This is a genomic window from Streptomyces sp. enrichment culture (assembly GCF_964273255.1).
Lineage (GTDB): Bacteria > Actinomycetota > Actinomycetes > Streptomycetales > Streptomycetaceae > Streptomyces.
Genome location: NZ_OZ186835.1, coordinates 129,631 through 141,551 on the forward strand (window position 1 = coordinate 129,631; position 11,921 = coordinate 141,551).

The following is an 11,921-nucleotide window of genomic DNA, read 5'->3' on the forward strand; positions in this document are numbered from 1 at the left end:
CTGCGCGCTCGCCGTTCCGGTCCACGCCGGGCGGCCGATGTGTGCTGCCCGGCTCCCCTGCGAGCCGCGGAGCCCGACTTGTCCTCCACCCCCAGTTCCCCAGCCGTGTCCCTCCCCCTCGGGGCGGGCGGCAGCGCCCACGTCCGTGCCGAGCGCATCACCGTCACCCGCGCCTCCCGCCGGGTCCTCACCGACGTCTCCGTGACCGTGTCGGCACGGTCACGGATCGCGGTCGTCGGCGAGAACGGCCGGGGCAAGACCACCCTGCTGCACGTCCTCGCCGGTCTGCTCACGCCCGACGAGGGCACCGTGCACCGAGCGGGCACCATCGGCCTGGCCCGCCAGGAACTCGCCGCGCTCGACGGTGAGACGGTCGGCACGCTCACCTCGGCGGCGCTGGCGGCCTCCCACGCGGCCCTGTCGGCGCTGGACGCGGCGACCGCCGCCCTGGCCGACGGCGACCCGGCGGCCGGCGACTCGTACGCGACGGCCCTGGAGGAGGCCACCCGGCTGGACGCCTGGGACGCCGAACGCCGCGTCGACGTCGCGTTGGAGGCGCTCGGCGCCTGCGGCGACCGCACCCGCCCGCTGTCCACCCTGTCGGTCGGACAGCGCTACCGCGTCCGGCTGGCCTGCCTGCTGGGCGCGCACCACGACATCCTGCTGCTCGACGAGCCGACCAACCATCTCGACGCCGACGGACTGGACTTCCTCACCCGCAGACTGCGCGGGCACGACGGCGGCCTCGCCGTCGTGAGCCACGACCGGGCCCTGCTCCGGGACGTCGCCGACCGGTTCGTCGACCTCGATCCGACCCGCGACGGCCTGCCCCGCCTGTACGCCGGGGGGTACGACGCCTGGCAGGACGCCCGGCGCCGGGAGCGGGAGCGGTGGGAGCAGGAGTACGAGGAACAGCTGGCCGAGCACGCGCGGCTCCAGGAGGCCGTGTCCACGGCACGCGACCGGCTCTCCACGGGCTGGCGGCCGGCCAAGGGCACCGGCAAGCACCAACGGCAGTCCCGCGCACCGGGCGTGGTCCAGGCGCTGAACCGGCAGCAGGCCGCCCTGCGGGCACACCGGATCGACGTGCCGCAGCCGCCCCCGGCGCTGCGGTGGCCGCGGCTGGACGTGCGCGCGGGTTCCCCCCTGGTCAGGGCGGAAGGGGTGGCCGTCGACGGACGACTGCCGGGACCGGTGGACGTCGTCCTGGACGGCGGCGACCGGCTGCTGGTCACCGGCGGCAACGGGGCGGGGAAGTCCACCCTGCTCGCGGTGCTGGGCGGTGCGCTCCCGCCCACCGCGGGGCAGGTGCGCGCCGCGAGGGGCGCCCGGGTGGTCCGGGTCGCCCAGGAGACCACCGCGCACGACCCCCGGCTCGCCGCGCGGGAGGTGTACGCACGGCACGTGGGGCGGCTGGTGAGCGACGGCCTGATCCGTGCGGCGGAGACCGTCCCGCTGGGCGCGCTCGGCCTGCTCGGCACCGAGGCGGCCGGCACCCCGGTGGGCAGGATGTCCCAGGGGCAGCTGAGGCGTCTGGACCTGGCGCTGGCGCTCGCCGTACGGCCCGGGCTCCTGCTGCTGGACGAGCCGACGAACCACCTGTCGCCGGTGCTCGTCGACGAGCTGACCCGGGCTCTGCGGGAGACCGCCGCGGCGGTCGTCGTCGCCACGCACGACCGGCAGTTGCTGCGCGATCTCGCGGACTGGCCGCGCCTGGCACTCGGCACGCAGACGCCCGCACCCGCGTCGACGGCGCCGACGGCTCAGCATCAGGCTCTGACGCATACGCAGACGCCGACGCAGACACGGAGTCGCACTCGGACAGCGCCGCCCGCGGGTACGGCCGGGCGGGACACGGGCAATGGCTCCCGCTCCGGCGGGGGTGGCGGCTGATGGGATCGCCGTACATACGCCGCAGGAACGCCTGTTCCGGCACCTGCCGGTTCGAGGCCGGCACGGCAGTTGACTCCCGGGACCAACGGCTCGGCCGCGCCCGCTGCACGGAAGCCGTCCGTACCCCAACCGACGGTCCCACGACCGCGAAGCGGCCGGCGAGCGGCTTCAATCACCCGAGAAGGCGATGCGCAGGTCTGGGTCCGCACGGCAGCGCCGGCCCCAGGCCAGGAGCGTCGAGACAGCCTTGCCTTCGGCGCTCCTCAGCCGGGCAGTCTCCGAAGCCTCCAGTTCCCGCACCATGCGCTCCACCGCCTCACCGCGCAGCACCGTGTCCCCATAGGGATCGACGTCAGCGAGGGTGGGCAGCCGGTGCGGGCCCAGCGCGTCCAGGGCTGCCCACAACTCGCCGTCGAGGACCATCCGCTCCAGTACCCCGGTCGGGGGACGCCGTCCCGGCTTCCGGCCGGTCCGGACGGTTGAGGCTCCACGCCGCAGCTCGACGACGAGTGTCACCAGCCCCTCCTTCGGCTCCGGCGGTCGATCGTATCGGCCACCGGCTCACTCTCGGAGCACGGGAGAGGTGCCCCGGCCGACGGCGTGAGACCGGACGAGCCGGTGCGCCGGACGCAGGACGCGTACGCCGGACGCGGAGCCGGACCCAGGACGCGTACGCCGGACGCGGAGCCGGACGCCGGACGCGGACGCCGGCTGACGGTGCAGAACCAGTGGGCCGGCCAGGCCCCGGCAGTGGGGGCGGGTGCGTCACGACGGGCCGGGGCGGGCTTCGGCCCGTCGTGACCGTGGCCGGGGCCATGCCGCCCCGGGACGGTCAGTGCCGCGTCACGGCGCGTCGACCGTCGTCGTGACCGGTGTGCCGAGTTCGACGGTGCGGCTGACCGTGCACAGACGCTCGTGGGAGGTCCGGACGGCACGTGGCAGGACGGTGCGGGCGCGCTCCGCGCCGTCCCCGTCCGGGAAGGCGACGGTGAAGGCGACCTTCAGGCCGGTCATGCGGTTGCCGAGCTCGTCGCTGATCTTGTCGCCGGACACGGTGACCGTGAACTCGCTCGGCTCGATGTGCCGGCTGGTCGCCGCGTCGACGTCCGCCGCGGTGCAGCCACCGATCGCGGCGAGCAGGAGTTCGACGGGGCTGAACTCGGTGGCCGGGGCGTCGCCCGGGACGGTGCTGAAGTCGATCGTCCCGCCACGGGGGTTGGTCGCCGTAAAACGGCCGGCCGCGGTGCGCCGGACGACGACGGACCGCTCTGTGTTCTCGCTCATGCGGCAGACGGTAACCGCCCGGTGCGCGCGGAGCGGGGCATCCGCTCCCGCGCGCCGGGCGTGCGCCGGGCGGCATCCCGGCGCGCAACTCAGCCTGATCGAACGCTTGTTGGCCGATCCGGCAGCCGAAAGCACGGCGCACAGGAGCCCTTTTCAGCCAGCCGGAGCCGCGGGCGACCCCGACTTCTCGGAGCAAATCCACGGCGTTGGGGGTCCGCCGTCACCAAGCCGGTACAAGACGTGAGCGCGAGGGGTATGGTCCGTAGCCGAAGGCCACCAGTGGACCCGGCATGCGCTGGGTCCTCTGCACGTGCACGCCCTCGTTCCGTTCCTGGGAGATCCATGTCGCACGCCCTCGCCGCTGTCCGCACCGACGTGTTCCCGGCCTCCGGGAACCGGGGCCGGGGGCCCCTCGGGACGGTGCTGCGCACGCGCGCGGAGGGGCGCCGCCGTGCCCCCTCGATACGGATCGCGGCACACGGGCCGGATCTGGCTTGTTAGGACCCCGGCCGCGATCGGGCGACGTCACCGGCACGGCACCGGAAGCCGGTCGCTCCCACCACTCCGGCCCCGCACACCCGTCCGGTGCCGCACTCCCCCGGGTGATCCGGCACAGCGCCGCCGCCCGCCGGCCGCACGTCCGCCCCTCGCCACGAACCCCGGTCACCGGCTCGGAGCCGGGCCGTCCCGCTCCGCCCCTCCCCCCGCACCCCGACGGCTTGCTGATCCGTGAGGACCTGATGACTGAACTGTTATGGACCGCCACCGCGTTGCTGACGGTGACCGGCGTCGGGGGCGTGTGGCACTTCCGGCGTCGGCGCGAGGAGGACCGGCGCCGGGCCGACTCGCTTCAGCGGCACGCCGATCTGCTCACCCAGCAGCTCCTCGCCACCGAGCAGTGCCTGGACCGGATCACCACGACCGTGCTCCCCGCGGCCCTGGCGCAGGCGCAGGGGCCGGACGGCGTGAGCCCCGACACCGGCCCGATCGTTCCCGCGTCCCTGCACGGGACACCGCTCGCCGAGCGGCTCAGGGCGCTCCCCGCGGCGGTGACCTCGGCGGTGGAGGAGGTCCGGGCCCAGGAACGCACGGCGGCCGCCCGGGACGCCGAACTGGTCAAGCAGGAGACGGAACGTCAGATCGCGCAGGTGCGCGAGGAGTCCGTGGGTGTGGCCCGTGCCGCGGTGCGCGGCTTCGCCAACAACGTGGTGGCGCGCGCGGCGCGGCTCGGCCGGACGGTCAGCCGCGGAGTGCGCCGCCACATCTCCGACGAGGCGTACGCGACCCTGGTGGAGATCGACCACCTGGCGCAGCAGATGCTGCTCACGGCGTCCGGGTACGCGGTGCTCGCCGGGGACAAGCTCTCCCGCCGCTGGCCCGCCACCTCGCTCACCGACATCGTCCGGTCGGCGATGGGCCGGATCGAGGGCTACGAGCGGGTCGAGCACCCCGAGATGGGGTCCGTGGTCGTCGAGGGCCGCGCGGTGGAGGCGGTCGTGCACGCCCTCGCCGTGCTGCTGGACAACGCCCTGCGCTACTCGCCGCCCGCCGCCAAGGTGCACGTCTCCCTCGAACAGGGCCACCACGCCTGCTTCCTGGTCGTGGACGACGCCGGACTGCGCATGGACGACGAGCGGCTGCTGTGGGCCAGCAACGTGATGTCCGGTGAGCAGCGCGACGACATCACCCGCCTGGGCGCCCACCCCCAGACCGGGCTGCGCGTGGCGTCGCTGCTGGCCGAGGAGTACGGCTTCCGGGTCGAGTTGACCGCGCCGAACATCTACCAGGGCACCCGCGCCATGCTCGTCCTGCCGAAGAACCTGCTCACCACGCCGGCACCCGAGGCGGTCGTGGCCGCCGCGAAGCCGTCGGTGCCGCCGGTGCCTTCGGTGCCGGCGCCCGCCTCCGAGCCGCGGCCCGAGCGCGCGCCGGAGGCGGAGCCCGCCGCACCGGCCACCACCGCCAGCGGGCTCACCGTCCGCAGGCGGTCGGCGGTGCCCGGCCCGGCGCGGCGCACCGCCCCCGAGCCCGCCGCGGCCGAGCCCGGCCGTCCCGCGATCGCCGCGGCCTGGGCCGAGGGCACCCGCCGCGGCCGTCAGGACCATCCGTCCCCGCCCCCCGAAGATCCCGAGGCGACCCCCGCACACGACGCACACGACGAAGGACACTGACCGTGCGAGACACACATTCCAACAGCCTGGGCTGGCTGCTCGACCAGGAACTCGGCACCGTCGAAGGCGTGCGGTACGCCGTCCTCATGAGCAGCGACGGACTCCTGAAGGCCCGTACCGAGACGATCGGGCAGGACGACGGGGAGAAGTTCGCGGCGCTGACGGCGGCGCTGCGGGCCGCGGGGAAGGCCTGGGACGAGTTCACCGGCGGCGACGGCATGCGGCAGCTGCTGATCGAGTCGGTCGGCTGCATCGGTCTGACGACCACCGCGGCCAGGAACACCATGCTCTCGGTGTGCACCACCGGCCCGGACGCCGACGTGGGACTGATCTCGCACCACATGGTGCGGCTGGCGACCCGCGTCGGGCACGAGATGGCCACCGCGGAGCGACAGCCGGCGGTGGACGGCGGCTCCCGGGCATGACGGGGCCGCGGCGTGACCCGGACATGGTCAGGCCCTACGTCCGAACCGGCGGGCAGGTCCGGCCACGCGCCGACGTGCGTCCGGAGAGCGTGGTCGTGGCCGCGACCGGCCCCACGGACGCCCTGGGTCCGGACGCCCGCCGGGTGATGCGTCTGTTCGCCGGTTCCCGCGGCGGCCTGGCCGTCGCCGACATCGCCGCCGCGCTGGAGCTGCCGCCGTCGACGGTCCGGATCCTCGTGTCGTCGCTGATGGACTCCGGCCATCTGGCCGCTCCCGTCGCGGAGCCCGGCCACCAGCCCGACTTCGACCTGCTGCAGGAGGTGCTCCGTGGACTTCGCTCCATGGTCTGACCCGCCCGTCACCTACGTCCCGGCCTCGGTGACGCGGTCGGCCAAGATCGTGGTGGCGGGGGGTTTCGGGGTCGGCAAGACGACGCTCATCGGCAGCGTCTCCGAGGTGACGCCCCTGCGGATGGAGGAGCCCATCACCCAGGCCAGCGTCGGGGTGGACGATCTGCGGGGCACTCCGCACAAGACGACGACCACCGTGGCGATGGACTTCGGCCGGATCCACATGGCGGACGGCCGGCTCGCGCTGTACCTCTTCGGGCTGCCCGGGCAGTCCCGGTTCCAGCCGCTGTGGGAGGACCTGGCCGAGGGGGCGCTGGGCTGTCTGGTGCTGGCCGACACCCGTGACCTGGACGCCTCGCACGACGCGCTCACGCTGCTGGACAACGCGGCCATCCCGTACGCCGTCGCCATCAACGCCTTCCCCGGCGCGCCGGCCTACCCGGACGACGAGGTGCGCCAGGCGCTCGCCCTGGACGAGGCGACGCCGCTGACGGTCTGCGACGCCCGGGACCGCACCTCCTCCCTGCACGCCCTGATCAAGCTCACCGAGTACCTCTCCGCACGACGGTCGGCCCAACCCCTGGAGACCCTCCGATGACGATGCCCTCCGCCGATCCGGGACCGGCGAGCCCACCGGACCGGTTCCCCCTGTACGCCCCCGAGTTCGCCGCCGACCCGCACGGCTGCTACCGGCGCATGCGCGCCGACCACGGCCCGCTGGTCCCCGTCGATCTGGCCCCCGGGGTCCCCGCGACCCTGGTGATCGGTTACTACCAGGCGCGCCGCATCCTCAACGACCCGCTGCACTTCCCCGCCGACCCGCGCGTCTGGGAGAAGTCGGTCCCCGCGTCGTGCCCGGTGCGGCCCATGATGGAGTGGCGCCCCAACGCGCTGCGGTCCGGCGGCGCCGAGCACGCCCGCTACCGGGGCGCGAACACCGCGGCCATCGACAAGGTCGACCAGCACGCGCTGCGCGCCCTGGTGGAGAAGGTCGCCGACGAGGCCATCGACGGGTTCCGCCTCCGCGGCGAGGCCGACCTGCTCACCGAGTACTCGTTCCCCATCGCCTTCCGCGTCCTGAGCGCCCTGCTGGGCTGCCCGGACGAGATCGGACTGCGCGTCGCCGACGGCATGGCACGGATCTTCAACGCCACGGACGCCGCCGAGGGCAACCGGATCCTCGCGCAGGCCGTCGCCGACCTGGTGACGCTGCGCCGGGAGCAGCCGGGTGACGACATCACCTCCCGGCTGGTCATGCACCCGGCCGGGCTGACGGACGAGGAGATGGGGCATCAGCTCGTCACGCTCTGGGGCGCGGGCATCGAGCCGCTGACCAACCTGATCAGCAACACCGTGCTGAAGATCCTCACCGACGAGGACTTCTCCGCCGACCTGCACGCCGGTCTGTCCACGGTGCGCGACGCGCTGGACACCGTCCTCTACACCGACCCGCCGATGGCGAACTACTGCATCTCCTACCCGCCGTACCCGGTCGACGTGGACGGGGTGCTGCTGCCCGCCCACCAGCCGGTGGTGATCTCCATGGCGGCCGCCAACAACGATCCCGCCCTCACCGACGGCGTCCCGGGGAGCCGGCTGGCGGGCAACCGCGCCCACCTCGCCTGGAGCGTCGGCCCGCACACCTGCCCCGCCCGGTCGCACGCCTACCTCATCGCGGAGACGGCCGTCACCCACCTGCTCGACGCGCTGCCGGAGACGGATCTCGGCCGCCCCGCCGCCGAACTCACCTGGCGCCCCGGCCCGTTCCACCGGGCCCTGGAAGCCCTGCCCGTCACGTTCCCGACGCACCGCTAGGAGACCGGTCATGACCGAGCAGTCCTCGGCCCCCCTCGTCCTCGATCCCTCCGGGGCCGACCACATATCCGAGCAACGCGCCCTGCGGGCCCGCGGGGTGGCGACCCGCGTGGACATACTGGGGGTCGAGGCGTGGTCCGTCTCCGACCCCGTCCTGCTGAAACAGCTGCTCACCAGCCCCGACGTCTCCAAGGACGCCCGCGCGCACTGGCCCGGCTTCGAACAGGCCGTCAGCACCTGGCCGTTGGCCCTGTGGGTCGCGGTGGAGAACATGTTCACCGCCTACGGCCCGCAGCACCGCAAGCTGCGCCGCCTGGTGGCCCCCGCCTTCAGCTCACGGCGGATAGCCGCTCTGCGGCCGGCCGTCGAGGACCTGGTGGACGGCATCGTCGACGGTCTCGCGGCCCTTCCGGCGGACCGGACCGTCGACCTGCGCCAGGAACTGGCCTACCCCCTGCCCATCGCGGTCATCAGCCATCTGATGGGTGTGCCCGAGAACCGCCGCCACGACTTCCGCGCCCAGGTCGACGGCGTCTTCGACACCACGCTCAACCCTGCCGAGGCCCAGGCCAACGCGGCCCTGCTGTACGAGCAGCTGGACCGGCTCATCGCCGAGAAGCGCAGCACCCCCGGCGACGACATGACGTCCCTGCTCATCTCGGCCCGCGACGACGAGAGCGACGGCGCCCGGCTCTCCCCCGAGGAACTGCGCGACACGCTGCTGCTGATGATCAGCGCCGGGTACGAGACGACGGTCAACGTCATAGACCAGGCCGTCTTCACCCTGCTGACCCGGCCCGGACAGCTGGACCACGTCCGCAAGGGCACCATCACCTGGGACGACGTGGTGGAGGAGACCCTGCGTCACGAACCCGCCGTGAAGCACCTGCCGCTGCGGTTCGCCGTCACCGACATCCCGCTGCCCGACGGGCGGACCATCGCCCGGGGCGAGGCCATCCTGGCCTCCTACGCGGCCGCCAACCGGCACCCGGACTGGCACCAGGACGCCGACACCTTCGACGCGACGCGTACGGTCAAGGAGCACATGGCCTTCGGTCACGGCGTGCACTTCTGCCTCGGCGCGCCCCTCGCGCGCATGGAGGTCTCCATCGCGCTCCAGCGCCTGTTCGACCGCTTCCCCGAGCTCCGTCTGGCGGAACCGGCGGAGGACCTCGCTCCGGTCCCCTCCCTGATCAGCAACGGCCACCAGCGCCTCCCGGTGCGCCTGCACGCGGGCTGAGCCCACCCGTACGACCGGCGCGGCGGCGCACTCCCCGGTGGGGGCTGCGCCGGGACACGACGCGGGCCGGGGTGAACCCAGCCGCCCCGGCCCGCGTCCTCCTCCACGGACGGCGGCCGGGAACGGGCCGCGGTGACGGCCCGAACGGGCCGCGGACGACGGTCCGCGCACCCCGGCCACACCCGGCACACGAACGACGGCCCGCGGACGGCGGGCCCCTACGCGGGAGACGCGACCCTTGACCGAGCAGGACGCCGCAGGCACGGATGGCATTCCGGACACCGGGCGGACGGTCCACCATCCGATCGCCCCCTGGTGGGCGGACCTCGGTACGTGGGGGGCCGTCGGCCTGATCGTGCTGGGGGTCGTCGCCGCGGTGTGGATGTTCCACGGCCTGCCGGGCACACCGGAGACGCCGGCGGCGGGCTACCTCCAGGTGGCCAAGGTGGTGGCCGTCGGTCTGGTGGTCGCGGGCACGGGCCTGCTGGGGCGTCGCCGGGAGCGGCAGGCCGGCGCCGGGCGGACACCGGCACCGGCACCGGCACCGGCACCGACCGTGACACCGACGTCAGCACGGGCGCGGACACGGGCACGGGCACGAACCGGACGGAGCGGGTCTGACGCGGGCCTGACACGGGCCCCACCACAGGCCGGGCCCACTGCCGGGGCCCGGCCTACGCGCCGCGGTTCCGGCGCGCGCCCCGAGCCGGTTCCGGGTGCCGCTCGCCGGTTCCGCCGGGGGGCCGGTCGGCTCCCAGGGTCACGGCGAAGAGCGCGGCGTCGTCCGTCAGAGTGCCCCCCGTGTGACGGGACACGGCGGTCAGGAGGGTGTCGAGGATCGTGTCCGGGTCGGACGGCAGGGGCCGGGACAGGGCGCGACGCGGGTCGAAGAACGCGCCGTGGGCATCCCGCGCCTCGTCGATGCCGTCGGTGAAGAGCACCAGCGTCGCGCCCGGGGGCAGCTGGAACCGGTCGACCGGGACGTCGTCGGAGCCGAGCATGCCGAGGCCCAGCGGCAGCGCGGGCGTGGACGGTTCCAGGGACACCGCCCGGCCGTCGTGGACCAGCAGCGGGGCTTCGTGGCCCCGGTTGACGAGACGCAGCACCGAGTAGTCGGACGGCAGTTCCGCGATGACGGCGGTGGCGAACGACTCGGTGTCCGCCCCGCTCGCCTCGTCCACGATCCCCCGCATGCGTTCCTCCAGCTGGAAGACGATGCCCGGCAGGTCCGGCTGGTGGTAACAGGCCTCGTGGAACGACCCGAGCAGCGCGTTGACCGTGCGGATCGACTCCAGGCCCTTGCCCCGTACATCGGCGATGAGCATGCGGATGCCGTGCGGGGTGTCCCGGATCGCGAACAGGTCGCCGCCGATCGCCGCCTCCTGGTGGGCGACCTCGTAGCGGGAGGCCACCAGCAGGCGCCCGACGCGCCGGGGCGGGTCCGGGAGCACCGCGCGCTGGACGGCTGCGGCCACTTCACGGCTGGTGGCCAGCTGCCGCCGGTCACGGGTCAGGCTGACGTTGAGGCCCGCCGCGATGACGGTGAGGAGGATCAGGCTCGTGAACGGGGCGACGTCCGCGCGGGTCGGCGCCCGCTCCAGGTACACCAGGGCGAGGCCGACCAGGTTCGCCATCACTCCCGTGGTGATCGTGCCGGCCAGGGAGAGCAGGGGAGCGGCGATCACCGGGGCCGCGGAGAGCGCCGGGAAGGTGTTGACCTCTCCCCGGGTGACGATGTCCATCACGAACGCACTGAGGATGACGACGGCCGGCAGCCAGCGGAGCCGCTGCCTCCGTTCCTCTGTCGCATCCCTGCGGCCCATTCGCACTTCGCGTCCTCGTGCCATCCGTCCTGACGGTGGCCCCAGTCTCATCCACTCCCGGGACCCGTGCGACCGCACAGCGGTCGGCCGCACGCGCGGACACGGGCGGCCGTCCCCGGTCGCGGGTGCCCGGGAAGGTCCGACGTGCACCGGTCTCTTGACGCAGGGACGTCAATTCCGGGACGGGGAAGGGGCGGGCCACGGGAGGGGCGGAACTTGAGGGGCGTGCAGGGCCACGGGCGCTGTCCGGCATCCGGCGAGGTCGTACGGCGGAATCCGTGCGACCCGCTCCGGGCCCTGCCCCCGGTCGGTAGCATCGCGGGGTCGGGAGGGGCGGCGGTATGACCACGGCACGGCGGGACGTTCCGGAGCGGGTGGCGGCGGCGGAGCGGTTCGCCGCCGCGGCGGGCTTCACCCGGAGCTGCATTCCGGAGGTGGGCCGGCTGCTGCGCCTGGCCGCGGCGGCGAAACCCGACGGCGTGGTGGCGGAGAGCGGGACGGGGGCGGGAGTCGGCACGGCCTGGCTGCACAGCGGACTGGGCGCGGGTGCTCGGCTGGTGACGGCGGAGCGCGACCCGGAGCTCGCCCGCCGGGCGGCCGGTCTCTTCGCCGACGACGCGCGCGTCCGGGTGCTGAGCGGGGACTGGCGGCTGCTGGAGGCGCACGCCCCGTTCGACGTGTTCTTCTGCGACGGCGGCGGCAAGCGGGACGACCCGCGCCGCGTGGTCGAGCTGCTGGCGCCCGGCGGCGTGCTGATCCTCGACGACTTCACGCCGTCGCCGCACTGGCCGCCGGTCTTCGAGGGGGAGGTGGACGAACTGCGCCTGTTCTACCTCACCCATCCGGACCTCGACGCCACCGAGGTGCTCACCACGCCCCGGAGCACGGCGGTGCTCGCGGCGCGCCGGGGCTGAGCCCGG

General features: G+C 74.3%; 11 protein-coding genes. 8 read left to right on the plus strand and 3 right to left on the minus strand.

Annotated elements, in window-relative coordinates; all coding sequences use genetic code 11:
• Positions 1–105 precede the first annotated feature (105 nt).
• Positions 106–1,893 carry an ATP-binding cassette domain-containing protein gene (locus ACSU53_RS00605; RefSeq protein WP_437024152.1) on the plus strand — a complete coding sequence of 596 codons (1,788 nt, stop codon included), beginning with the start codon at positions 106–108 and terminating at the stop codon, positions 1,891–1,893.
• A gap of 168 nt (positions 1,894–2,061) precedes the next feature.
• Here ACSU53_RS00605 and ACSU53_RS00610 read toward each other — a convergent pair whose 3' ends face one another.
• Entirely contained in the window at positions 2,062–2,409 is a 348-nt protein-coding gene (locus ACSU53_RS00610; protein ID WP_437024155.1) for a hypothetical protein, read from the minus strand.
• Between the two features lie 327 nt (positions 2,410–2,736).
• Positions 2,737–3,177, minus strand: coding sequence for an OsmC family protein (locus tag ACSU53_RS00615; RefSeq protein WP_437024157.1), 441 nt, complete (start codon positions 3,175–3,177; stop codon positions 2,737–2,739).
• Positions 3,178–3,917: 740 nt separating this feature from the next.
• Between ACSU53_RS00615 and ACSU53_RS00620 the strand changes: the two genes are divergently transcribed.
• The 6 genes from ACSU53_RS00620 to ACSU53_RS00645 are packed head-to-tail and all read left to right on the plus strand — an operon-like array spanning position 3,918 to position 9,178.
• Positions 3,918–5,348 carry an ATP-binding protein gene (locus ACSU53_RS00620; RefSeq protein ID WP_437024158.1) on the plus strand — a complete coding sequence of 477 codons (1,431 nt, stop codon included), beginning with the start codon at positions 3,918–3,920 and terminating at the stop codon, positions 5,346–5,348.
• Between the two features lie 2 nt (positions 5,349–5,350).
• The gene (locus tag ACSU53_RS00625) at positions 5,351–5,773 is read left to right on the plus strand and encodes a roadblock/LC7 domain-containing protein (protein ID WP_362096758.1); all 423 of its coding nucleotides are present in this window, start codon (positions 5,351–5,353) and stop codon (positions 5,771–5,773) included.
• Positions 5,770–6,123 carry a DUF742 domain-containing protein gene (locus ACSU53_RS00630; protein ID WP_437024160.1) on the plus strand — a complete coding sequence of 118 codons (354 nt, stop codon included), beginning with the start codon at positions 5,770–5,772 and terminating at the stop codon, positions 6,121–6,123. The genes ACSU53_RS00625 and ACSU53_RS00630 overlap by 4 nt, the downstream gene beginning before the upstream one ends.
• Entirely contained in the window at positions 6,101–6,721 is a 621-nt protein-coding gene (locus tag ACSU53_RS00635; RefSeq protein WP_437024162.1) for a GTP-binding protein, read from the plus strand. The genes ACSU53_RS00630 and ACSU53_RS00635 overlap by 23 nt, the downstream gene beginning before the upstream one ends.
• Entirely contained in the window at positions 6,718–7,938 is a 1,221-nt protein-coding gene (locus ACSU53_RS00640; RefSeq protein ID WP_437024164.1) for a cytochrome P450, read from the plus strand. Before ACSU53_RS00635 ends, ACSU53_RS00640 begins: the two co-directional genes overlap by 4 nt.
• Positions 7,939–7,948: 10 nt before the next feature.
• A complete protein-coding gene (locus ACSU53_RS00645; protein WP_437024166.1) occupies positions 7,949–9,178 on the plus strand; it encodes a cytochrome P450 family protein in 1,230 nt (409 codons plus the stop codon).
• Positions 9,179–9,852: 674 nt separating this feature from the next.
• Here ACSU53_RS00645 and ACSU53_RS00650 read toward each other — a convergent pair.
• Positions 9,853–11,001, minus strand: coding sequence for a PP2C family protein-serine/threonine phosphatase (locus ACSU53_RS00650; RefSeq protein ID WP_437024168.1), 1,149 nt, complete (start codon positions 10,999–11,001; stop codon positions 9,853–9,855).
• 341 nt (positions 11,002–11,342) lie between these two features.
• On the opposite strand from ACSU53_RS00650, the gene ACSU53_RS00655 reads away from it, so the two are divergent.
• Complete coding sequence (locus ACSU53_RS00655) at positions 11,343–11,915, plus strand: O-methyltransferase (RefSeq protein ID WP_437024170.1); 573 nt, start codon at positions 11,343–11,345, stop codon at positions 11,913–11,915.
• Positions 11,916–11,921 lie beyond the last annotated feature (6 nt).